This window comes from Pseudomonas sp. Irchel 3E20, assembly GCF_900187645.1.
Taxonomy (GTDB): Bacteria; Pseudomonadota; Gammaproteobacteria; order Pseudomonadales; family Pseudomonadaceae; genus Aquipseudomonas.
This window is the reverse complement of sequence record NZ_FYEE01000003.1, coordinates 465,876-486,967: the sequence shown is the minus strand read 5'-3', so window position 1 is coordinate 486,967 and position 21,092 is coordinate 465,876. Positions and strand designations below refer to the sequence as shown.

The following is a 21,092-nucleotide window of genomic DNA, read 5'->3' as shown; positions in this document are numbered from 1 at the left end:
GCAGCATGACCTAATTGGGTGCACAACAGGAACTATTACTTCAGGCTGCCCGAAAGGAACTGTTGCAGACGCTCCGATTGCGGGTTGACCAACACTTCGCGCGGGTCGCCGGTTTCTTCCACCAGGCCTTTGTGCAGGAAGATCAACTGGTTAGACACTTCCCGGGCAAAGCCCATTTCGTGGGTCACCACCACCATGGTGCGGCCTTCCTGGGCCAGGGCCTGCATGACCTTGAGCACATCGCCCACCAGCTCCGGGTCCAGGGCCGAGGTCGGTTCGTCGAACAGCATCACCTCAGGCTCCATCGCCAACGCCCGGGCAATCGCCACACGTTGCTGCTCGCCGCCGGACATATGGCCCGGGTAGGCGTCCTTGCGGTGGGCCACGCCGACCTTGTTCAGGTAGTGCTCGGCTTTTTCCCGGGCCTCGGCCTTGGACACACCCAACACATGCACCGGCGCTTCCATGATGTTTTCGATGGCGGTCATGTGGGACCACAGGTTGAAGTGCTGGAACACCATCGACAGGCGCGAACGCATGCGCTGCAACTGCTTGGGGTCGGCGGCCTTGAGTGCACCGTCCTTGTTGGCCACCAGTTTGAGCTCTTCGTTATTGAGCAGGATCTTGCCCGCGTGGGGCTGCTCCAACAGGTTGATACAGCGCAAAAAGGTACTTTTGCCGGAGCCACTGGAACCGATGATGCTAATCACATCGCCGGCGGCGGCTTTCAGGGACACGCCCTTGAGCACTTCGTGACTGCCGTAGCGTTTATGCAGGTCTTGGACTTCAAGTTTGTACATGCGGTCGGTTCTCACAAAAACAGTCAGTCAGTCGTTGAGCAAGCGCCCGTGGCGCAGCGCTTCGCGCCCCGCCACCTTGGCCAGCCATAAACCGGGTTGGGCATAACGTTGCCGCTCAACGGCGAACAACACGCCGGATGTGCCGGCGCACACGGTGCTGACCCGATCGGCCAGCGGGTCGATGACCTCGAAAATCTCATCGCCCACCTCGACCCACTCCCCAGGCCGGCGCAGGTAACTCACCACACCCGGGTGCGGCGCGAACAGCAATTGGGTGCCTTCAAAGGGCATGCCTTCGCAGTGCGGGTGGGCGGCGGCAGGCCACTGGCCGCCAATCAAGCCTTGTTCGGCGAGAAATGCCAGGATGCCCTCGGCGTGGGCGCAAGCCTGCTCGCGGGTGGTGTCGGCCTGGCCGCCCAGCTCCACCGTAGTGGCTAGGCACGCCAGGGGAATCTGCGCTTCAGGGAAGCGCCGCGACAAGCGCAGCCACGGCAGCGAGCAGGCTTCATCGAAGGAATTACCGCCCGAATCCTCGGCCAACAAGCCAACTTTTACCCCCAGGTGCGCGGACAAGGAACGCCACTGCGGCCAATGCTGGGGCAAGGCGTACATATGCAGCGCAGCTTCGGCGTCGCAATGCAGGTCGAGCACCACGTCGGCGCTACAGGCGTGGGTCAGCAGCAGGCGTTGCATGCCCTGCAACTGCGTCGCCGCCGGCGGCAGGGCCGCCAGGGTGTCGAGCATGGCCTGGCGGATCAGCCGCACGTTGGCATGGGGGTCATCGCCCAGGTGCCCGTCGAGCTGTTGCGCCACCGGCTCGCTCAACTCGGCGAAATCACGGTTGAAGTTCTTGCCGCTGCCGGCCTCGAAACGGCCCTGGTGGTTGTGGAGCAGCAGTTGCCCCAGGCCCAGCGGGTTGGCCACCGGCACCAGTTCGATGACGCCGTTGAGCAGGCCTTGGGCCTCCAGCTCGCCGAGGCGTTTTTTCAACTCCCACGCGGTGCGCATGCCCGGCAGTTCATCGGCGTGCAAACTGGCCTGGATGTAGGCCTTGCGCTCGCCCTGGCCGAAACGGAACACCGACAGGCTGCGCTCGCTGCCCAAGTGGCTCCAGGGCAATGGATGATCGATACGTTCCATGGTCAGGCCTTACGTGGGGCCATGTAGCCCAGCCAGCGGTGCTCGGCCAGTTTGAACAGGCGCACCAGGATGAAGGTCAGGCACAGGTAGAACACGCCAGCGGTGATGTAGGCCTCGAACGGCAGGTAATACTGGGCGTTGACCGTACGCGCCGCACCGGTGATGTCAATCAGGGTCACGATGGAGGCCAGGCTGGTGGTCTGCAGCATCATGATGACTTCGTTGCTGTACTGCGGCAGTGCCCGGCGCAGGGCCGACGGCAGCAGGATGCGGCGGTACAGCTTGTAGCGCGACATGCCCATGGCCTTGGCCGCTTCGATCTCGCCATTGGGCGTGGCCCGCAGGCTGCCGGCGATGATTTCGGCGGTGTAGGCGCTGGTGTTGATGGCAAAGGCCAGGCACGCACAGAAGGTCGCGCTCGACAGCCAGGGCCAGAGGAAACTCTCGCGCACCGCCTCGAACTGGGCCAGGCCGTAGTAGATCAGGAACAGCTGCACCAACATTGGCGTGCCGCGGATCACGTAGGTGAAGAGCCACGCCGTCATGTTCACCACCGGCTGCTTGGAGACGCGCATCAAGCCCAGGGGCAAGGCGGCCAGCAAGCCGAAGAACAGCGAAATGCCCAGCAGTTTCAAGGTGGTCAGCAGCCCGCCCAGGTACAGCGGCAGTGCCTCCCAGATGACGTTGTAGTCGAAGATCATAGATCAGCCGCCCTTACGCCTACCGAGTAGCGCTTCTCAAGGTGACGCAATGCCAGCAGCGAGACACTGGTAATCACCAGGTACATGGCCGCCACTGCAAGGAAGAAGGTGAACGGCTCGCGGGTGGCATCTGCCGCCTGCTTGGCCTTGAACATCATGTCTTGCAGGCCCACCACGGAAATCAGCGCGGTGGCCTTGGTCAGCACCAGCCAGTTGTTGGTGAAACCGGGGATCGCCAGGCGAATCATCTGCGGCACCATGACCCGGAAAAACACCTGCAGGCTGCTCATACCGTACGCCAGGCCCGCTTCGGCCTGCCCCTTGGGGATCGCCATAAAGGCACCACGAAAGGTTTCCGACAGGTACGCACCAAAGATGAACCCCAGGGTGCCGATACCGGCGGCCAACGGATTGAGGTCGATGTAGTCGTCAAAACCCAGCAGCGGCGCCACGCGGTTGAGCAGGTCCTGGCCGCCGTAGAAGATCAGCAGGATCAGTACCAGGTCGGGAATGCCGCGGATCACGGTGGAATACAGGTCGCCCAGCCAGGCCAGCCAGCGCACGGGCGACAGGCGTAGCGAGACCCCGATCAGCCCCAGAACAATGGCCAGAACCATGGATGACAAGGCGAGCTGAAGCGTCAACCATGCGCCATCGAGGATGACAGCCCCGTAGCCTTTCAACATGATTCAGGTCCTCGGAAGTTGGGATGAAAAAATGGCGCAAACCTCAGAAATCCTGTTGCTTGCGCCATTTAGGACTTGTCGCTGCGACGGTTTACTTGCCGTAAATGTCGAAATCGAAGTACTTGTCCTGGACTTGCTTGTATTTGCCGTTCTCGCGAATGGCCAGGATGGCGGCGCTGATCTTGTCTTTCAGTGCGTCACCCTTGCGGACCGCGATGCCAATGCCGTCGCCGAAGTACTTGGCGTCGGTGAAGGCCGGGCCCACGAAGGCGAAGCCCTTGCCAGCGTCGGTTTTCAGGAAGCCGTCGCTGAGCAAGGTGGCGTCGGCCACGGTGCCGTCGAGGCGGCCGGCGGCCACGTCCAGGTAGATTTCGTTCTGGGTGCCGTAGGGAACGATGGTGGCGCCTTTAGGGGCCAGCACTTCCTTGGCGAAACGGTCGTGGATCGAACCGCGCTGCACGCCGATCTTCTTGCCGCTCAGTTCAGTCAAGGCGTCGCTGAGCTCAGCGCCTTCCTTCATCACCAGACGCGCCGGGGTGTTGTAGTACTTGCCGGTGAAGTCCACGGACTTCTTGCGGTCGTCAGTGATGGACATGGACGACAGGATGGCGTCGATCTTGCGCACCTTGAGGGCCGGGATCAGGCCGTCGAATTCCTGCTCGACCCAGACGCACTTGACCTTCATTTCTTCGCACAGCGCATTGCCGATGTCGTAGTCGAAACCGACGATGCTGCCATCCGGCGCTTTGGAGGCGAACGGCGGGTAAGCCGCTTCGATGCCGATTTTCACAGGCTTTTCATCGGCAAAAGTCGGCAGGGACAGCACGGACAGTGCCAGTGCGCCAAGAAGCACGAGTTTCTTCATCTTAGGACTCCATCGGTAAAGGGCGAAAACGGCAAAGTGAGCGATAGCCCAAATATGCGAATGGGTGGAACCTGAAAAGCGCTGCTGCGGCGTAGGACGCTTGAGTCACATTAAACCCAAGCAACGGCGAGCGAGTGATCGGCATTCTAACGACAGGTACTCAGCCGATATTTCTTCAATGCGACAACAATTTACAGAAGCACCGAGAAAACTGGCCAAGCTCATTGACAGCTCTTTTGTTTTGTGCAAGAGCAAAAGACATTGAACCGATCTATGCTGCAAATAGCGGGCCTATTATTCGCAAACCCTTCTATTCCGGCAAGCGCAGCGTTTCATCTTATTTCCCGGCCCGCCGGAATCGGGCTTTTTCGGTGCAAGATGTGTCAGTTCGCCCCGTATTTGGGCGCAGGGTTACACATCCGACTTCAGCGGTAACGATAGGAATCATCCTACCCATAAAACAGATATTTATTGGCTATAGCACCAAGAAGCCCTACACCAAACGTAAGAGTCGTCACGCAAAACCAAAAAACGCATCCACAAAAAAGCCCCGCCCGGGGCTAAACCGGGAGGGGCTCGGGTGACCGTGGCGCGCTTATGCGACGTTCATGGTCTTGTGGGTGTCGATCAGGTGTTGCACCACGCCCGGGTCAGCCAGGGTGGAGATATCCCCCAGGCCGTCGTACTCGGCGGTGGCAATCTTGCGCAGGATGCGCCGCATGATTTTCCCCGAACGGGTTTTCGGCAGGCCGGGCGCCCACTGGATCACGTCCGGTGAGGCAATCGGGCCGATTTCCTTACGCACCCAGTTTTTCAATTCCAAGCGCAGCGCTTCGCTCGGCTCTTCGCCACCATTGAGGGTGACGTAGACATAAATGCCCTGCCCCTTGATGTCGTGCGGTACGCCCACCACGGCGGCTTCGGCGACTTTCGGGTGCGCAACCATCGCACTCTCGATCTCCGCGGTGCCCATGCGGTGGCCGGATACGTTAAGCACGTCATCCACGCGACCGGTGATCCAGTAGTAGCCATCTTCGTCGCGACGGGCACCGTCGCCGGTGAAATACATGCCACGGAAGGTCTTGAAGTAAGTGTCAACGAAACGGTCATGGTCGCGGTACAGGGTCCGTGCCTGGCCTGGCCACGAATCGAGGATCACCAGGTTGCCCTCGGCGGCGCCCTCGATGATGTTGCCCAGGTTATCCACCAGCGCCGGCACCACGCCGAAGAACGGACGGGCCGCAGAACCTGGCTTGAGGGCATGGGCACCCGGCAGCGGGCTCATCAGGGTGGCGCCAGTCTCGGTCTGCCACCAGGTATCGACAATCGGGCAGCGCGACTGGCCGACGTTCTTGTAGTACCAGTCCCAGGCTTCCGGGTTGATCGGCTCACCCACCGAGCCCAGCAGGCGCAGGCTGCTGCCATCGACACCTTCGATTGCCGCTTGGCCGGAGGCCATCATGGCGCGGATTGCGGTCGGCGCGGTGTAGAGCACGTTGACTTTATGTTTATCGACGATCTTGCCGACGCGAGTGATATCCGGGTAGTTCGGCACGCCCTCGAACAGCACAGTGGTCGCGCCGTTGGCCAACGGGCCGTAGACGATGTAGGTGTGGCCAGTGACCCAACCGACGTCGGCGGTGCACCAGTAGACCTCGCCGGCGCGGTAGTCGAACACGCGCTCGTGGGTCAGGGCCGCGTAAAGCAGGTAGCCGGCGGTGGTGTGCTGCACGCCCTTGGGCTTACCGGTGGAACCGGAGGTGTAAAGGATGAACAGCGCCTCTTCAGCGCCCATTTCCTTCGGCGCGCACACGCTGCCCGCCACTTTCATCAGGTCTTCGTACCAGATGTCGCGATGCTGGTTCCACTTGATGTCACCGGCGGTGCGCTTGCACACGATGACTTTCTGGATGCTGCTGGTTTCCGGGTTGGTCAGCGCGTCGTCGACGTTGCTCTTGAGCGGGATCTTCTTGCCGGCACGGATGCCTTCGTCGGCGGTAATCACCACTTTGGATTTGCAGTCGATGATCCGCCCGGCCAGGGCTTCGGGCGAGAAGCCACCGAACACCACCGAGTGGATCGCACCGATACGCGCGCAGGCCAGCATGGCGACCACGGCTTCTGGAATCATCGGCATATAGATGGTCACCACGTCGCCGCGGTGCACGTCCTGGCCACGCAGGGCGTTGGCGAACTTGCAGACTTCTTCGTGCAGTTCGCGGTAGGTGATTTCGCGGTGTTCGGAAGGATCATCGCCCTCCCAGATGATCGCCAACTGATCGCCGCGCTCGGCGAGGTGGCGGTCCAGGCAGTTGTAGGAAACGTTCAGGGTGCCATCGGCAAACCATTTGATGTCCACGTGGTGGTCATCGAAGGAAGTCTGTTTCACCGTGGTGAAAGGTTTGATCCAGTCGAGGCGCTTGGCCTGCTCGCGCCAGAAGCCGTCCGGGTTGACCACCGACTGTTGGTACATGGCCTTGTAGGTCGCCTCATCAGTCAGCGTATTGGCCGCAACCTCGGGACGAACGGGATACAGGGAAGCCGCACTCATCTTTCTTACCTCGGTGACATAGTTGTTTTTGTATGACCCTGTTTTAGCCGGCCCAGCCCTATAGAACCATTCGACGATGGTAGTAACAAACCCCTACAAAACGCTCTAACAAGCCGCCAGAGGCTCAAGCCCGCGGCTTCTGGCCCCCTGTATTTAGCTTGGATTTACCGCAGCAGGCGCCCGCTGGGCGGTTTTTCCAGGGATTGTTACAAAATCTGTCAAAAGTCTTTATCAAAAGCACGGCTATATGAATGCCAGGCGCACGCCTAAAATCAGCCTCGCCAACCCGGCAACGTGATTAACCCAGTTGCAGCCCCCACGAAGGCAGTTAATCCAAATACTTTTTACTTAAGTTCCACACGCAACCTGCAAAAGGTTGCGTGACCCCACTCGACCCAAGAAAGGTAAACCTGAAATGAAAGCGTTATTAGTTCTGGCCCTCAGCAGTCTTTGCGCTACCGCCATGGCTGACGAGACACCAACGCAAGTTGGCAGCCAGGAAGTTCCAGTAGTGGAATACACTTACTCCACCCATCTGGATATCGCCAAAGTTCTTTCAATGAGTGAAATACCAAATGTCTGCGAAGTTGTACCGGCCCGCATGGAATATGAAGATTCCAAAGGCCAGCGGCACATCCTGCAATACAGCGTCATGGGCAACGGTTGCTCTAACGGTTAACGGTTCCCGTCAGGCATGGCGCCCCTTATCGCCACCTTTGCCTGCCACTGCGGCCATCACCCCCGTACAGGGATGACCGACCGCAACCTGACAGCCCGATTTCGGTCGGGCTCAGTTGTGTTTCAAACCGCACCCAGGCGCCAAAAAACACAAGATGTAGTGAAAAACCGGTTTTTTGGTTGTTTTTTGCACAAAAAACACCTCGCACAATTTCATCCAAAAACTGAACACAATTGGCCCGCCAAATCCCCCTCGTCGCTCTGTAAGTCACGTCCTACCTGACTTCCCGCGTTTTGCCGCACAACCGCCCCGCCATCGGCACCCAGCCGGCTTGAAAAACCCGTAAAAAAAAACTTCAGCGGGCAAAGCCCCATAAACCCTTGCCCCCGCGGGAAAACGCCGTCCGCCGAGGTCTGCCTGAGTGATTTCGCCGCAGCACAGCGACGAAAAAGTCCCTATAATGCGGCCTAAATCGGGCCTGCAATATTCCCTTACAGGCGTCCGGCGCCAACGCAGAAGCGACCTTTGTCACCTGCGCCCATCAAGGCCCCGGAATACCCGTACAACATCTTGTTTTCTTGCCTGCGTTAGCTGATGCAAAAAACGATTCCTTAAGATCCAACGCGGCCCGTTAGGCCGTGTGAAAAACCAACCTCAACAGTTTTCACACGGGCATCTGGCCCTCACGCAGGAGACGACACGTCATGCTGAGCTGGGACGAATTTGACAAAGAAGACGGCGAAGTAGTCGCCAAGGGCGCCAACGCCGGCCACGCCGCCGAAGCCACCATGGACCGCCTCGACAGCGCCGGCGGTGCCGCAGCCCTCCAGGCCCGTGCCGTGACCGCCAACGACTCCGCTGCGATCATCCGTGCCAAAACCGCCCTGGACAACCTCGACATCGCCGAAGGCCTGGCTGAACTCGAAGGCGCTTCCGCCCGCGTGGCCGTCGACGAAAAACGCATGATTAACTGCCGCGCCGACCTCAACCAACTGGTGCCCTTCAAATACGATTGGGCCTGGCAGAAGTACCTGGACGGCTGCGCGAACCACTGGATGCCGCAAGAAGTCAACATGACCGCCGACATCGCCCTCTGGAAAGACCCCGAAGGCCTGACCGACGACGAGCGCCGCATCGTGATGCGCAACCTGGGCTTCTTCTCCACCGCCGACTCCCTGGTTGCCAACAACTTGGTACTGGCCGTGTACCGCCTCATCACCAACCCCGAATGCCGCCAGTACATCCTGCGCCAGGCCTTTGAAGAGGCGATCCACACCCACGCCTACCAGTACTGCATCGAATCGCTGGCCATGGATGAAGGCGAGATCTTCAACATGTACCACGAGATCCCATCGGTGGCGAAGAAGGCTGCCTGGGGCCTCAAATACACCCGTTCGATCTCCGATCCGAAGTTCGAAACCGGCACTGTCGATACCGACAAGGAGCTGCTGCGCAACCTGGTCGCCTACTACTGCGTCCTGGAAGGCATCTTCTTCTACTGCGGCTTTACCCAGATCCTGTCCATGGGCCGTCGCAACAAAATGACCGGCGTCGCCGAGCAGTTCCAGTACATCCTGCGCGACGAGTCCATGCACCTGAACTTCGGCATCGACGTCATCAACCAGATCAAGCTGGAAAACCCACAGCTGTGGGATGCCGAGATGAAAGAAGAAGCCACGCAGATGATCCTGCAAGGCACCCAACTGGAAATCGAATACGCTCGCGACACCATGCCACGCGGCGTGCTGGGCATGAACGCGGCCATGATGGAGGACTACCTCAAGTTCATCGCCAACCGTCGCCTGTCGCAGATCGGTTTGAAAGAAGAATATCCAAACACCACCAACCCGTTCCCATGGATGAGCGAAATCATGGACTTGAAGAAAGAGAAGAACTTCTTCGAGACGCGGGTAACCGAGTATCAAACAGGCGGCGCACTGAGTTGGGATTGATTTCACAACTCACCAGGCACTACCGGGCCAACTAAGCCGGTAACGCAAGTTGTATAAAAGCCTCGCACTCGTGCGGGGCTTTTTTATACCTGGGTAAAACCTGTAGCTGTTATCCAGGCAACTTGTGGAGTTGCACCGCCGCCAATGGCCGGCGACTATAGCGCCCACCTCATTCCCCCCACAGGACCCCGCGCCCATGAAATTCGATAAAGCGTATTGCCTGAGCCTGGCGGACAAATTGTCGATCTACGACGTGCGGGAGCTGAATTTCGACGAAACCCTGGCTTTCAACTCCACCCACGAACACTTCCTGTGCCCGGATGATGCCTGCCGCGCCGCGTTCCCCCAAAGCAACGTGCTCGGCACCTTCAACGCGCGCAACGTCAACTATGTGCGCACACCCCACTTCAAGAACCTGCCCGCCACCCTGCACCGCGAAGGCTGCCCCTACGGCCAGCGCAAAAACAGCGCAGCAGAGGAAGAAAACCGCGAGGAGCATTTCCCCTCAGAGCTGCTGCTGACCCGGCGCCAGTATTCGCTCCCACCCACGCCGGCCAATCCGCCCGCCGCACTCCCACCACCACCGCGGCCTGCCGAGCCGCAGGAACGCAGTCCCGCGCCTGATAAAACCAGCGTGTTTGCCCACCCGGTGGAATGCTTTGTGTCAAACATCGGCGACAAGGATTTACTCAAGCGCATGCCCTTGAAGATCGGAGAGCAAACGGCCACTTATTGGACATTCTTCAAGAAGGTCGAATACCTGCAAGACAACAAGGGCTTGATCTACTGGGGCCGGATCAAAGAGATCAAGGACTACACCAGCAGTTTTCGCATCGACTTTGAAAAAAAGGTCTGGGCCGACAAGAAGCCCCACTCGGTGAACATCTACCTGAGCAAACGGCTGATCGAGGGTTACCGCAAACGCAAAGCGTTCCTCGAAGAGATCAAGTACGCCATCGACAGCCAGCGCGAACTGTATTGCTTCTTCTACGGGGTCACTCCGCAACTCAAGCAAGTGCCCAGCAAAAAGAACCCGCAACAGACCTTCGCCGTGTTCAGCGCCGACATCGACAACCTGGACCATTTGATTATCCGCGAGGTGCCCGGCCTGGAGCGGTCCTGAGGGCAGGGCCGATATGCATCAAAAAATCCGTTTGATCCGGTGGCGAAACAACTGTACAAAAACACAGTTGTTTTTTGGTATCGTCTCGCTCGCCATCCGGAGAAAACCATGGCCTCTCTCGCAATGAAAACCACCCTTGAACGCATGGCCCTTTACCAGTTCACCCCACTCCACTGTGTGCAAGCGCGGGAACTGCTGGGCTGGAGCCCGGAGCAGTTATCGCAACGCTCGGGGGTTTCAGTCGCCGCCATCAACCGCTATGAGGCCCAGGGCCAGGTGCTGGATGTCACCCGCCTGGCCCTGGCCTTTTGCCTTGAAACCGAAGGCCTGGTGTTCTTTCCCGGGTTCGCTCCGGGCCGGGGCATGAACATCCAGGGCTCCACGCCCAACCCCATCGGGCGCCCCGACTACGCCTTGATCGAGTGACCCCGCGCCGCCGGTGCTTGCTCTGCCAGCGTGTGCCCCTCTACCTAGCGGCATATCGCCACTAAATGGCTTGGAAGGACACTGATTATTCAGGTTGGAATAAATGACAATGCTCGCCCGTTTTATCCGATAAACGGCGAGCCGCCCCACAACACTCCAACCTGTGCAGAAAACGCTTTGGTGCAAAGACCTATGGAAAAACAACGAGGCAAGGGGCTGTCATTTGCCCAGCGCATCTACATGCCCAGGACGGTAGGCCTAGGCATCGGCAGCCTCAGTGTCGGCGCCGCGCTCTACCCGTTGCAGGTGCCTGCCTGGGTCTGGGCGCTGTTGCTGTTCCAGGGATTTGCTTGGGCGCACCTGGCGTACCAGTTGTCGGCACGCTCGCACTTTCCCTACCAGGCCGAGCGCCGCAACCTGCTCTACGACTCCCTGAGCGGCGGTTTCTGGGTGGCGGCCATGCAGTTCAACCCGCTGCCCAGCATCACCATCCTGTCGATGATGACCATGAACAACGTGGCCGCGGGAGGCCTGCGCCTGCTCGTGCGGGGCACTGCGGCCCAGGTGGTGGGGATACTGGTGGCCTGGGGGCTACTGGGCTTGGGGTTCACCACGCAAGCCAGTTCCGCACAGGTCTACGCCTGCATCCCGATGCTGACCCTCTACCCCATCGCCCTGGGCATGGTGTGCTATCGCCTGGCGATCAAACTGTCGGAGCACAAGCGCGCCCTCAGCGCCCTGAGCCGTACCGACAGCCTGACCGGCCTGCTCAACCACGGTTCCTGGAAAGACCTGTTGCACCTCAAGTTCCACCAGTGCCAGCAGCAAGGCTGCCACGCCACCGTCGCTCTGATCGACATCGATCACTTCAAGGCGATCAATGACCACCACGGCCATATCGTCGGCGATAGCGTACTGCGCCAATTGAGCGCCGAACTCAAGCTCAACCTGCGCGAGCATGACCTGAGCGGGCGTTACGGGGGTGACGAGTTCTGCGTGATCCTGCCCGACACCACTGACGCAGCGGCTGCCGAGGTCATGGAGCGCCTGCGCGAGGTACTCAGCCACTACCGCAATGCCGCGATGCCCGACTTACGCGTCAGCCTGAGCATCGGCCTGGCCGCTTACACCCCTGGCTTTCGCGATGCAGCGACCTGGCTCGATGCCGCGGACAAGGCGCTGTACGCCGCCAAGAGAGGGGGCCGCAACCGCATCGACATTGCCGCCCACCCCGCCCCGCCCGTCAGCCCAGGCTCGGTTGCACCAGGCTGCGCAACGCCGTGATTTGCGGGACGTCCTGGCGGCGCATGTACACGCGCAAAGGCTCGGTGATGTTGATGCGATCGTCGATGTTCTGGTCCAGCAACAGTTGAATCTGCTCGCGCTTGAGGGTCATGGTCTGGCCCTCCAGTACCTCCCAGACGAACTCGCTGGCGGGGATGATGGCGTCGTCGGCGACGTCCATGCCGAAGGAATCTTCGCTAAAGCGCACGATGTAGCGCCCAGTCTTGCGATTCAGGCCGACAAAACCGTTGAGCTGGTCGGCGGCCTGGCAGATAAGTTCGGAAGTGATACGCATGGTAAACCTCACTACGGGTCCCGCAGGACAGGTGATCGATGGTTTACACGCAGGGCAGGGCTTGGGTTTCCCTCTGACGGGGAAACTGGTGGGCGAAGATTACTGCAAAGCGCGCCACAAAGGCGCTGAAAAAACCACAAGAGCCGCTTTATGTCGGTATCGCGATAGCAGCCTGGCGCCTCAGTTGTTAAAAGAGAGACCTTGGCCAGGTGCCGGGCAGTAAAGGTGTCCTCCTGTGGAAGCGGCTTGCCAGCTCCCACGCAAAACCTGCCCCAGGCGCCCCACCAAGCCCTTTGCCATCGTTCTTCACGAGAGGACCTCGACCATGCCCGTGACCTTGCGCAAAAACACCCTGCTGCTGCCCCTGCTTCTGGGCCTATCCCATCCGGCCCACGCCACATCCGCCCCCGCCGCTCTGGCCAGCGCTGCCGGGATACCGCACCCGGCAGTCATCGCCCACCGCGGGGCGTCCTTCGATGCACCCGAATCCACCGCAGCCGCCTACCTGCTGGCCCGGGACCTGGGCGCCGATTACCTGGAACTGGACCTGCAACGCAGCAACGACGGCGTGCTGTTTGCCCTGCACGACGACAACCTGCAACGCACCACCGACGTCGCGACAAAATTCCCCGAGCGCAAGGACAGCCCCGCCAACGCCTTCACCCTGGCCGAACTGAAAACCCTGGATGCCGGCAGTTGGTTCAACACCGCTTACCCGCAGCGCGCCCGGCCGGCCTTCGTCGGCCTGCCAATCCTGACCCTGGATGAAATCATCGACATCGCTCAGGGCAACCCGGCACACACACCCGGCCTGTACATCGAAACCAAGGAACCCGCTCAATTTCCTGGGTTGGAACGCGACCTCAAGAACACGCTGCAAGCACGCGGTTGGCTCAGCCCCGGCGGCTCGACACAGGCCAAAGGCGAAGGGGCTGTCGGCCAGGGCAAGGGCCGCGTCGTACTGCAGACCTTCGACAAAAACAGCCTGGCCCTGCTGCACAAGGAAATGCCCCAGGTGCCGAAAATCCTGCTGCTGTGGGTCGGCGATGGGTACATCAAGGCCAAGTCCGAGCAGACCTTCGCCGCCAGCGGCCTCACCGACAAAGCCGCGTTCTACGCCCAACAGCAACCCCACAGCACAGCCGAGTTCCAACGCTGGGTGGACGATGCCAAGGCTTTGGGCGCCATCGGCACCGGACCTTCGGCGGCCCTCACCGGCGGCGGCGCGCAGAGCTACGCCGACCTGGTGCAGCCGTGGATGAACCAGTACAGCCACGACCAGGGCCTGCTGGTGCATGTCTACACCGTTGACGCCGCCGTGGACTTCAAGCACGTACTGGGCGCCGGCGTCGATGGCCTCTTCACCAACCGCCCCGACGCACTGCTGGAGTACCTGCAACGCCCCGCGCCCGCCAGCGCTACCGAGTTACTTGAGCGCCATGGCTACTGAAGCCGGCGAACCAACGCAGCGCACCCAATGGCGCGGCCAGTTGTGGCTGGGCCACGATTACGGCTTGATCCGCGGCGGCGTGGGGCACACCGCGCCCCACGCCCACTACGCCCACCAACTGCTCCTCGCGCCGCAAGGGCCGGTCACTGTCAGCCTCGACGGCGTCGAGCACAGCGGCCATCGCGTGTTTATCGAGGCCCTGCGCGAACACGCCATCCTCGACGCGCCCGGCATGGTGTTCGCGGTCTATGCCGAGCCCTTGTTGATCGACGCTCAGGTGCTGCAACAAGCACTACAAGGCGTGGCCCTTGAGCAAGACAGCCTGATCGCCGCCCTCGACAGCTGCCCGCGCACGCCCCTGCAAGACCCGCGCATCGAAAGGGCCTTGGAGGCGCTGGACCAACTGCTCAGCGCCAAGGTCTCGGCCACGGCGCTGGCGCGGGAGGCCCACGTCTCCCTGAGCCAATTGGAACGGCTGTTCGCCAGCCATGTCGGCCTACCGGTGCGGCGCCTGGTGTTGTGGCGGCGCCTGCGCCTGGCGCTGGCCCTGATCCTGGGCGGGCACAACATCACCCAGGCCGCCCACGGCGCCGGGTTTGCCGATTCGGCGCACTTCTCGCGCACCATGAAACGCCTGTTTGGCGTCACCGCCGGCCAGGCACTGCACGGCATAGAATTGCGCCTATTGGCTTGAATCAGTGGCGTAACGCGGCAGGCACGGGCGGCTCCTTGCCGCTGGGGCCGGGGTTGAGCGGGTCGAGTAACTGGCCCAGGTAATCGTCGGGGAAGTCCGGGCGGCTGCCGATGCCTAGGTCGCCCTGTTTGATCGCGTAATCGCGGGTGTAGAACACCGTCCCCAGCAGCCAGTCCCAGAGGTTGAAGAACAGGCCGAAATTCACATCCCCGGCGCGACCGTACTTCATGTGATGGAAGCGATGCACCGGCGCCCAGGCAAACACCCAGCGCAGCGGCCCCAGGCGCATATCGACGTTGGAATGCTGCAACAGCAACTGGATGGCAATGGCGAACGCCAGCAAGGTCGCCACCGGCAACGGAATCCCCAGCACCAGCAACGGCAACAACCCGGCGCTGGCCTCCAAGGCTTGGTGCAGTGGGTGCTTCATCAACCCGTTGAAGCCGTAGAGGCGCTGCACGCTGTGATGCACCGCGTGCAAACGCCACAGCCACGCACTCCGATGGCTGGCGTAATGGGCCAGGGTGATGCCGCAATCGGCCACCACAATCGCCAACAACAACTGCCAGCCCAAGGCCCAGCCGTGGGGCCATACGCCGTCAATGGCCAGCAGCGCCACCAGTGCCGGCAATGCCAGCAGGCCGAGGGCATTGAGGGCCTCGTTGACCAGCGCATGCAGCGCATCGCGGCGCCGATCACCCTGGGCCTGATTCCAGCAGGGCTCGTAGGGCGCCCACGCCTCGGCGGCAAACGACACCGCCACGGCCAGCGCGAAAAGCGGCACCAGCCACACCAACGCCCACCCTGGCTGCACCGCCAGCCACAACGCCATACCGATAAAACCCACCGCGAACACAGGGGCATACAGCCCGCAAAACAGACGTTTCATAAGAGTCTCCATTGATCGAGGCCCTACGATGCCAGGGGGTAAAACGGCGCGATTGAACAAACGGCGCAATACGCGGAAACGAAATTAAGGCTGAGTTAAGTTCGAGCCGTTAACCTGAGGCCACTTAAACGAATCAACCCAAGGAAAGCCCCCATGAAAATGTTGACCGCTCTGTTCGCCGCCACCGCCCTGACCCTGACCGCTGGCCTGGCCCAAGCCGATGTCCGTCCTGACCAAATTCCTGGCCTGCTCAAAAACAACACCATCCAAGACATGGAGCAACTCAACCAGAAAGCCCTGGCCAAACAGGCTGGGCAGATCGTTGACACCGAACTGGACCAGCGCAAAGACGGCACCTACGTCTACGAAGTGGAAGTTCTGGCCGCCGATGGTAAGAAATGGGATGTGGAATTGAACGCCAAAACCGGCGAAGTCATCCGCCACCAACAAGACCACTGATCCCCAGCCACAAAAACGCCCCACGGCCTTCAAGCCGTGGGGCGTTTTTGTGTGGCCGCTTGCACGCAGCCATCGCGGGCAGGCGCAGCGCCGCCCGGCCCTCTCCCACACGGGGCCTGCCTACACAGTTGCTGCCCCTACCAACCCATCACGCACTCAAGCGCGAGGTCAGTTCGTTGAGCTGCCCGGACAACCCATGCAGGTTGCGGCTGGCCGCTTCGGTGCGTTGCACGTTGTCCTGGTTGGTGCTGGCGATGGCAGTGATTTGGCTGAGGTTGCGCGAGATGTCCTCGGCCACCGAGGTCTGTTCCTCGGCGGCGGTGGCGATTTGGCGGTTCATGTCGCGGATCGCCTCTACCGCCGTGGTGATGCGCTCGAGCATGACCCCGGCCTGGGTCACTTGGGCGACGCTTTCTTCGCTGCGCGACTGTCCGCTTTCAATGGCGTGGGCCGCATCCACCGCGCCGCTCTGCACGGTTTGGATGATTTGGTTGATTTCCACGATCGACGCCGCCGTGCGCTGCGCCAGGCTGCGCACTTCGTCGGCGACCACCGCAAAACCGCGCCCGGCCTCGCCCGCGCGGGCGGCTTCGATGGCGGCATTGAGGGCCAGCAGGTTGGTTTGCTCGGCAATCGCGCGGATCACTTCCAGCACCTTGCCGATGCGCCCGCTGTCGCTTTCCAGTTGGCGGATCACCGTAGCGGTGTTGACGATTTCACCGCGCATCTGAGTGATGGTGGCGATGGTCTGCTGCATCACCTGCTCGCCCTGCTGGGCCGAGTGGTCGGCGTCATCCGCGGCGTGGGCGGCATCCACCGCGTGGCGCGCCACTTCCTGGGCGGTGGCGGACATTTCGGTCATGGCCGTGGCCACCTGGTCGGTGCGGTCGAATTGCTCCTGGGTGCCTTGGGCCATTTGCCCGGCGATGGCGTTGAGCTCGCCGCTGGCGCCGTCCAGGTCCACAGCATTGCGCTGCAAGCTGGCAAAGGTTTGCGCGAGGAAATCACGCAGGGTATTGGCGGCCACCGCGAGGCGGCCCAGTTCGTCCTGGCGGTCGCTCGCCACACGCTCGGCAAAGCGCCCCTGGCTGAGTTGGGCAACGTATTCGATCAATTGGCGGATCGGCTGCACCAGGTTGCGGTTGACCAACCACAGGCTGAACACACCGATCAGCAGGCCCGACACCAGCATCACCGCCAGCCCCAGCCACACGGTGCGATCGGCCGCGGTGCTGATAAGCAACGACTGTGCCCCGCCCTGCTGGCGCAATTGGCTGACCAACGCGCTCATCTGCTCGCTGGTGGCGCGGTCCACACCCTTGACCGCGAGGTCCCCGGCCACCGGGTCGCCACCGGCCGCCACATAGGCATCGCGGCCCTTGCGGTAGGCCTCGCCCAGCAGGCGATGCTCTTCGCGCAGGTGTTCGAGGCGGGTCTTGAGCAGGGCGTCGGTGGCGGGCTCGCGGATCAATTGCGCGAGGATGTTCTGCACATCGCCCTGGCGATCCTCGAACTGCTTCCAGTACTTGTCCAGGTCCGCTGGCTGCTTGCCGCGCAGCAGTACGTTTTTCCATTCCTGGACCTGAATCTTGAATTGCAGGTTGGCTTCGTCGATCAGTTGCGAGGTGTGCAGCGGCCCCTCGATCAACTGGCGGTAGCTCTGCACACCATTGGACAGAAAGTGGAAACAGGCCAGGGCGATCAGCAGCATGGCCAACAGGCTGGAGCTCAGCAGCACGAGGATTTGCGCCCTCAGGGATTTGTGCACAGACATCGCATGACTCTCATGACAGGGATGAAGCAGGCCGCGCGAGCGGCAGGAATGACGCTTCGACGTCCCTGTCAAGGCCCAGCGTGAAGCCAAAACAAACCGCTGGCAGAACAATGATCGGCACGCGACGCGCTTTCTTGAGGGCGACAAACGTGCGGTGTAGAGCGCTGCCAATCCGATCGATGGCGCTACCAATCGGCAAAACACTGACCTGACGCAGAGCAGCCGTAACAATTGGCAACGATCATGGCGGGCATTCCTTTTCGCCACAGGCTTGACCACCATGGCCACCCCCTCCCTCACCGCCGCCTCAGCCGCCCGCACCGAGGACGCCCGACCGCAACTGGAGAAAAAAACCAGCGCACTGACCGTCGTCGTCTTTTGCGCCGTGCTGGCCCTGGGGTTGCTGTTCACCGCCTACAGCCTGATGCACGACGTCAATCAACTGGACACCCCCGTCACCACCTGGACGCCCTTCCTGCTGCTGGGGGTGGCGCTGCTGATCGCCCTGGGCTTTGAGTTCGTCAATGGCTTCCACGACACCGCCAACGCGGTGGCCACGGTGATCTACACCCATTCCCTGCCGCCGCAAGTGGCGGTGGTGTGGTCCGGTTTTTTCAATTTTCTCGGGGTGCTGTTGTCCAGCGGCGCGGTGGCGTTCGGCATCATCGCCCTGCTGCCGGTGGAGTTGATCCTGCAAGTAGGCTCCTCATCAGGCTTTGCCATGATCTTCGCCCTGCTGATTGCCGCCATCCTGTGGAACCTGGGCACCTGGTGGCTGGGCTTGCCGGCGTCGTCGTCCCACACCCTGATCGGCTCGATCATCGGCGTCGGTATCGCCAATGCCCTGATGCACGGGCGCGACGGCACCAGCGGCGTGGATTGGGCGCAAGCGACCAAGGTTGGCTATGCCTTGTTGCTCTCGCCGTTGATCGGCTTTGCCTTTGCCGCGCTGCTGCTGTTGGCCCTGCGCGCGTTCGTGAAGAACCGCGCGTTGTACAAGGCGCCCAAGGGCAACACACCACCGCCCTGGTGGATTCGCACCATGCTGATCCTGACCTGCACCGGCGTGTCCTTCGCCCACGGCTCCAACGACGGGCAAAAAGGCATGGGCCTCATCATGTTGATCCTGGTGGGCACCTTGCCCATGGCCTATGCGCTGAACCGCACCATGCCCGCCGACCAGGCGTTGCAGTTCGCCGCCGTGGCCGAAGTGACCCAACAGGCCTTGAGCCGCCATACCCCGCAAGCCGCACCCGCCGCCCCCCGGCAGGTGCTGTCCGATTACGTGCGCAGCAAGGAGGCCAGCGCGCAACTGATCCCGGCCCTGGCCGCCCTGACCGGCAATATCGGCGCCGAGGTCAAGGGTTATGGTTCGCTGTCCAAAGTCCCGGCCGAGGCCATGGGCAACGTGCGCAACGACATGTACCTGGCCAGTGAAACCATTCGCCTGATGGACAAAAAACAGGTTGGACACTTCGATGCCGACACCCAGGACAAGCTGCAACTGTTCAAGCAGCAAATCGACAACGCCACGCGCTTCATTCCGCTGTGGGTGAAAATCGCCGTGGCCATCGCCCTGGGCCTGGGCACCATGGTCGGCTGGAAGCGCATCGTGGTGACCGTGGGCGAAAAAATCGGCAAGACCCACCTCACCTACGCCCAGGGCGCCTCGGCGGAAACCGTGGCCATGCTGACCATCGGCGCCGCCGATATGTTCGGCTTGCCGGTGTCCACCACCCACGTGTTGTCCTCGGGCGTGGCCGGGACCATGGTCGCCAACGGTGCCGGCCTGCAGATGCGCACCATCCGCAACCTACTGATGGCGTGGGTACTGACCCTGCCGGCCGCGATCCTATTGTCGGGGAGTTTGTATTGGCTGTTTACCCAGTTTTTTTGAGGCAGGCACCGTAACCCCTGTAGCAAGCGGGCTCGCTTGCTACTTACTGCGCGGTGTGGGCGGGTACGAACCGCTCACGCACCAGGTCATACACCCAGTGGTAGACATAGGTGTAGGGCAGAAAGAACAACAACACGCCCATATCCAGGATCAACGCTTGCAGCAGGCTGATGTCCAGCCACCAGGCAATCAGCGGCACGCCCACCGCCACCAGCCCCCCCTCGAACAGCAGCGCATGCACCACCCGGGTGCCAGCACTTTTGCGCAGGTTCCAGCGCTTGAGCACGCGCTCGAATAGACCGTTGAAGATCACGTTCCAGATCAGTGCCAGCACGCTGATGGCCAGGGTCGCCACGCCCATGTCGAGCATCGGTTTGTCCATCAGCCAGGCCAGCAGCGGCGTACACAGGGCCAAGGCCAGCAGCTCGAAACCCAAGGCTTGCAGGCAACGTTCGGTAAGGGATTTTTGCGGACTCATGGTCGGCCTCCAGAGGTGAATGTGGTTGCGATCATCCACGCCCATACCGATACTTCATAATCAATAACCATCGATCAAGGCGATAGTTCATGGCCTCACAAGAAGTGCTGCAAGCCTTTGTCCTGGCCGCCAGCGAAGGCTCGTTTTCCGCGGCGGCGCGAAAACTCGGCAAGAGCCAATCGACCATCAGCGCCGCCGTCGCCAGCCTGGAAATCGACCTGAACCTGGTGCTCTTCGACCGCAGCAGCCGCAAGCCGCGCCTGACTCCCGCCGGCCATGTGCTGTTGCAACGAGCCGAGGACATCCTGGCCGCCACCAGCCGCCTGCACATCAGCGCCGGGCAATTGGCCCAGGGGCTGGAGGCCAAGCTCACGGTGGCGATTTCCGACACCTACCAGTCCGACCGCTTCGAGCGTTCGTTGATTGATTTCGAGCAGCGCTACCCGGACCTGGAACTCGAATGCCTGATCGCCGAATGCGACGACTTGATCGCGCTGGTGCAACGTGGCCGCGCCCACATCGCCTTCGCCGAGCTGCAACCGGCGTACCCGCCCGACCTGGTCAGCGCCACCGTGGACGAGTGCACCGAAATCGCCCTGTTCGTCAGCCCCCGCCATGCCCTGGCCAGCGCCTCACACATCGACCAGGACAGCCTGCGCCAGCACCGCGAGCTGCGCCTGGCCACCATCGTCAACCCCTATGAAACCCGCGCCGGGGGCCGCGTGTGGTCGGCGCCCAGTTACCTGATGCTGCTGGAGATGGCCCAACGCGGGTTCGGCTGGGCGCCGCTGCCACGCTGGTTGGTGACGCGCTGGGGCAATGGCGAATTGGTGGAGCTCACCGTGCGCGGCTGGCCACGCCCGGTGGCGGTCGATGCGCTGTGGTCGCGCCTGCACCCACCAGGCCCGGCGGGCAGTTGGTTGCTGGAAAAAATGCTGGCCTGAGCCGC

At 61.5% G+C, this 21,092-nt stretch carries 21 protein-coding genes and 1 pseudogene; 11 read left to right on the top strand and 11 right to left on the bottom strand.

Annotated elements, in window-relative coordinates:
- Positions 1-35: 35 nt before the first annotated feature.
- The 5 genes from CKW13_RS08605 to CKW13_RS08585 form a co-directional block, all read right to left on the bottom strand.
- The gene (locus CKW13_RS08605) at positions 36-800 is read right to left on the bottom strand and encodes an ABC transporter ATP-binding protein (RefSeq protein ID WP_095108161.1); all 765 of its coding nucleotides are present in this window, start codon (positions 798-800) and stop codon (positions 36-38) included.
- Positions 801-827: 27 nt separating this feature from the next.
- A complete protein-coding gene (locus CKW13_RS08600; protein WP_095108160.1) occupies positions 828-1,940 on the bottom strand; it encodes a succinylglutamate desuccinylase/aspartoacylase family protein in 1,113 nt (370 codons plus the stop codon).
- A 2-nt stretch (positions 1,941-1,942) separates the two neighbouring features.
- A complete protein-coding gene (locus tag CKW13_RS08595) occupies positions 1,943-2,641 on the bottom strand; it encodes an ABC transporter permease (protein ID WP_095108159.1) in 699 nt (232 codons plus the stop codon).
- On the bottom strand, positions 2,638-3,327 hold the full coding sequence (locus tag CKW13_RS08590) for an ABC transporter permease (protein WP_095108158.1): 690 nt from the start codon (positions 3,325-3,327) through the stop codon (positions 2,638-2,640). The genes CKW13_RS08595 and CKW13_RS08590 overlap by 4 nt, the downstream gene beginning before the upstream one ends.
- Positions 3,328-3,418: 91 nt before the next feature.
- Positions 3,419-4,192, bottom strand: a complete 774-nt coding sequence (locus tag CKW13_RS08585; RefSeq protein ID WP_095108157.1) for an ABC transporter substrate-binding protein — start codon at positions 4,190-4,192, stop codon at positions 3,419-3,421.
- 134 nt (positions 4,193-4,326) lie between these two features.
- Here CKW13_RS08585 and CKW13_RS24180 point away from each other — a divergent pair, with 134 nt between their 5' ends.
- Positions 4,327-4,776, top strand: a complete 450-nt coding sequence (locus tag CKW13_RS24180) for a hypothetical protein (RefSeq protein ID WP_141233955.1) — start codon at positions 4,327-4,329, stop codon at positions 4,774-4,776.
- A gap of 11 nt (positions 4,777-4,787) precedes the next feature.
- Here the strand turns inward: CKW13_RS24180 and acs are convergent, their stop codons facing one another.
- Positions 4,788-6,743 carry an acetate--CoA ligase gene (gene acs, locus CKW13_RS08580; RefSeq protein ID WP_095108156.1) on the bottom strand — a complete coding sequence of 652 codons (1,956 nt, stop codon included), beginning with the start codon at positions 6,741-6,743 and terminating at the stop codon, positions 4,788-4,790.
- Positions 6,744-7,158: 415 nt separating this feature from the next.
- On the opposite strand from acs, the gene CKW13_RS08575 reads away from it, so the two are divergent.
- The 5 genes from CKW13_RS08575 to CKW13_RS08555 all read left to right on the top strand — a co-directional run bounded on the left by CKW13_RS08575 (position 7,159) and on the right by CKW13_RS08555 (position 12,207).
- A complete protein-coding gene (locus tag CKW13_RS08575; RefSeq protein WP_095108155.1) occupies positions 7,159-7,422 on the top strand; it encodes a DUF2790 domain-containing protein in 264 nt (87 codons plus the stop codon).
- A 704-nt stretch (positions 7,423-8,126) separates the two neighbouring features.
- Positions 8,127-9,374 carry a ribonucleotide-diphosphate reductase subunit beta gene (locus tag CKW13_RS08570; RefSeq protein ID WP_095108154.1) on the top strand — a complete coding sequence of 416 codons (1,248 nt, stop codon included), beginning with the start codon at positions 8,127-8,129 and terminating at the stop codon, positions 9,372-9,374.
- Positions 9,375-9,570: 196 nt separating this feature from the next.
- The gene (locus CKW13_RS08565) at positions 9,571-10,497 is read left to right on the top strand and encodes a hypothetical protein (protein WP_095108153.1); all 927 of its coding nucleotides are present in this window, start codon (positions 9,571-9,573) and stop codon (positions 10,495-10,497) included.
- Positions 10,498-10,605: 108 nt separating this feature from the next.
- Entirely contained in the window at positions 10,606-10,923 is a 318-nt protein-coding gene (locus CKW13_RS08560) for a helix-turn-helix transcriptional regulator (protein ID WP_095108152.1), read from the top strand.
- A 192-nt stretch (positions 10,924-11,115) separates the two neighbouring features.
- Positions 11,116-12,207 carry a diguanylate cyclase gene (locus CKW13_RS08555; RefSeq protein WP_095108151.1) on the top strand — a complete coding sequence of 364 codons (1,092 nt, stop codon included), beginning with the start codon at positions 11,116-11,118 and terminating at the stop codon, positions 12,205-12,207.
- On the opposite strand, the gene CKW13_RS08550 is transcribed toward CKW13_RS08555, so the two are convergent.
- Positions 12,167-12,502, bottom strand: a complete 336-nt coding sequence (locus tag CKW13_RS08550) for a DUF2025 family protein (protein WP_095108150.1) — start codon at positions 12,500-12,502, stop codon at positions 12,167-12,169. The two genes, CKW13_RS08555 and CKW13_RS08550, sit on opposite strands and share 41 nt — an antisense overlap.
- A gap of 325 nt (positions 12,503-12,827) precedes the next feature.
- On the opposite strand from CKW13_RS08550, the gene CKW13_RS08545 reads away from it, so the two are divergent.
- A complete protein-coding gene (locus CKW13_RS08545) occupies positions 12,828-13,952 on the top strand; it encodes a glycerophosphodiester phosphodiesterase (RefSeq protein ID WP_095108149.1) in 1,125 nt (374 codons plus the stop codon).
- Positions 13,942-14,646, top strand: coding sequence for an AraC family transcriptional regulator (locus CKW13_RS08540; RefSeq protein ID WP_095108148.1), 705 nt, complete (start codon positions 13,942-13,944; stop codon positions 14,644-14,646). Before CKW13_RS08545 ends, CKW13_RS08540 begins: the two co-directional genes overlap by 11 nt.
- A 1-nt stretch (position 14,647) precedes the next feature.
- Here CKW13_RS08540 and CKW13_RS08535 read toward each other — a convergent pair whose 3' ends face one another.
- Positions 14,648-15,535: a sterol desaturase family protein gene (locus CKW13_RS08535; RefSeq protein WP_095108147.1), complete on the bottom strand. Its 888-nt coding sequence runs from the start codon at positions 15,533-15,535 to the stop codon at positions 14,648-14,650.
- Positions 15,536-15,688: 153 nt separating this feature from the next.
- On the opposite strand from CKW13_RS08535, the gene CKW13_RS08530 reads away from it, so the two are divergent.
- Positions 15,689-15,994: a PepSY domain-containing protein gene (locus CKW13_RS08530; RefSeq protein WP_095108146.1), complete on the top strand. Its 306-nt coding sequence runs from the start codon at positions 15,689-15,691 to the stop codon at positions 15,992-15,994.
- 148 nt (positions 15,995-16,142) lie between these two features.
- Here the strand turns inward: CKW13_RS08530 and CKW13_RS24980 are convergent, their stop codons facing one another.
- Together CKW13_RS24980 and CKW13_RS24975 are read right to left on the bottom strand one after the other, a co-directional pair.
- Positions 16,143-16,847, bottom strand: a complete 705-nt coding sequence (locus tag CKW13_RS24980) for a methyl-accepting chemotaxis protein (protein WP_371856228.1) — start codon at positions 16,845-16,847, stop codon at positions 16,143-16,145.
- Between the two features lie 228 nt (positions 16,848-17,075).
- Positions 17,076-17,186: pseudogene (locus tag CKW13_RS24975) on the bottom strand (hypothetical protein); the annotation flags it as partial.
- A gap of 862 nt (positions 17,187-18,048) precedes the next feature.
- Here CKW13_RS24975 and CKW13_RS08520 point away from each other — a divergent pair.
- Positions 18,049-19,665, top strand: a complete 1,617-nt coding sequence (locus tag CKW13_RS08520) for an inorganic phosphate transporter (protein WP_095108144.1) — start codon at positions 18,049-18,051, stop codon at positions 19,663-19,665.
- Positions 19,666-19,708: 43 nt separating this feature from the next.
- On the opposite strand, the gene CKW13_RS08515 is transcribed toward CKW13_RS08520, so the two are convergent.
- Positions 19,709-20,143 (bottom strand): multidrug/biocide efflux PACE transporter, encoded by a 435-nt coding sequence (locus CKW13_RS08515; protein WP_095108143.1) that lies wholly within the window; start codon positions 20,141-20,143, stop codon positions 19,709-19,711.
- An 89-nt stretch (positions 20,144-20,232) separates the two neighbouring features.
- On the opposite strand from CKW13_RS08515, the gene CKW13_RS08510 reads away from it, so the two are divergent.
- On the top strand, positions 20,233-21,087 hold the full coding sequence (locus tag CKW13_RS08510; protein WP_095108142.1) for a LysR family transcriptional regulator: 855 nt from the start codon (positions 20,233-20,235) through the stop codon (positions 21,085-21,087).
- The last annotated feature ends 5 nt before the right edge of the window (positions 21,088-21,092 follow it).

Excerpts from the sequence above, each read along its gene's own strand:
- CKW13_RS08605 (WP_095108161.1), bottom strand. The coding sequence starts at position 800 with ATGTACAAACTTGAAGTCCAAGACCTGCATAAACGCTACGGCAGTCAC.
- CKW13_RS08600 (WP_095108160.1), bottom strand. The coding sequence starts at position 1,940 with ATGGAACGTATCGATCATCCATTGCCCTGGAGCCACTTGGGCAGCGAG.
- CKW13_RS08595 (WP_095108159.1), bottom strand. The coding sequence starts at position 2,641 with ATGATCTTCGACTACAACGTCATCTGGGAGGCACTGCCGCTGTACCTG.
- CKW13_RS08590 (WP_095108158.1), bottom strand. The coding sequence starts at position 3,327 with ATGTTGAAAGGCTACGGGGCTGTCATCCTCGATGGCGCATGGTTGACG.
- CKW13_RS08585 (WP_095108157.1), bottom strand. The coding sequence starts at position 4,192 with ATGAAGAAACTCGTGCTTCTTGGCGCACTGGCACTGTCCGTGCTGTCC.
- acs (WP_095108156.1), bottom strand. The coding sequence starts at position 6,743 with ATGAGTGCGGCTTCCCTGTATCCCGTTCGTCCCGAGGTTGCGGCCAAT.
- CKW13_RS08575 (WP_095108155.1), top strand. The coding sequence starts at position 7,159 with ATGAAAGCGTTATTAGTTCTGGCCCTCAGCAGTCTTTGCGCTACCGCC.
- CKW13_RS08570 (WP_095108154.1), top strand. The coding sequence starts at position 8,127 with ATGCTGAGCTGGGACGAATTTGACAAAGAAGACGGCGAAGTAGTCGCC.
- CKW13_RS08565 (WP_095108153.1), top strand. The coding sequence starts at position 9,571 with ATGAAATTCGATAAAGCGTATTGCCTGAGCCTGGCGGACAAATTGTCG.
- CKW13_RS08560 (WP_095108152.1), top strand. The coding sequence starts at position 10,606 with ATGGCCTCTCTCGCAATGAAAACCACCCTTGAACGCATGGCCCTTTAC.
- CKW13_RS08555 (WP_095108151.1), top strand. The coding sequence starts at position 11,116 with ATGGAAAAACAACGAGGCAAGGGGCTGTCATTTGCCCAGCGCATCTAC.
- CKW13_RS08550 (WP_095108150.1), bottom strand. The coding sequence starts at position 12,502 with ATGCGTATCACTTCCGAACTTATCTGCCAGGCCGCCGACCAGCTCAAC.
- CKW13_RS08545 (WP_095108149.1), top strand. The coding sequence starts at position 12,828 with ATGCCCGTGACCTTGCGCAAAAACACCCTGCTGCTGCCCCTGCTTCTG.
- CKW13_RS08540 (WP_095108148.1), top strand. The coding sequence starts at position 13,942 with ATGGCTACTGAAGCCGGCGAACCAACGCAGCGCACCCAATGGCGCGGC.
- CKW13_RS08535 (WP_095108147.1), bottom strand. The coding sequence starts at position 15,535 with ATGAAACGTCTGTTTTGCGGGCTGTATGCCCCTGTGTTCGCGGTGGGT.
- CKW13_RS08530 (WP_095108146.1), top strand. The coding sequence starts at position 15,689 with ATGAAAATGTTGACCGCTCTGTTCGCCGCCACCGCCCTGACCCTGACC.
- CKW13_RS24980 (WP_371856228.1), bottom strand. The coding sequence starts at position 16,847 with ATGTCCGCCACCGCCCAGGAAGTGGCGCGCCACGCGGTGGATGCCGCC.
- CKW13_RS08520 (WP_095108144.1), top strand. The coding sequence starts at position 18,049 with ATGGCCACCCCCTCCCTCACCGCCGCCTCAGCCGCCCGCACCGAGGAC.
- CKW13_RS08515 (WP_095108143.1), bottom strand. The coding sequence starts at position 20,143 with ATGAGTCCGCAAAAATCCCTTACCGAACGTTGCCTGCAAGCCTTGGGT.
- CKW13_RS08510 (WP_095108142.1), top strand. The coding sequence starts at position 20,233 with ATGGCCTCACAAGAAGTGCTGCAAGCCTTTGTCCTGGCCGCCAGCGAA.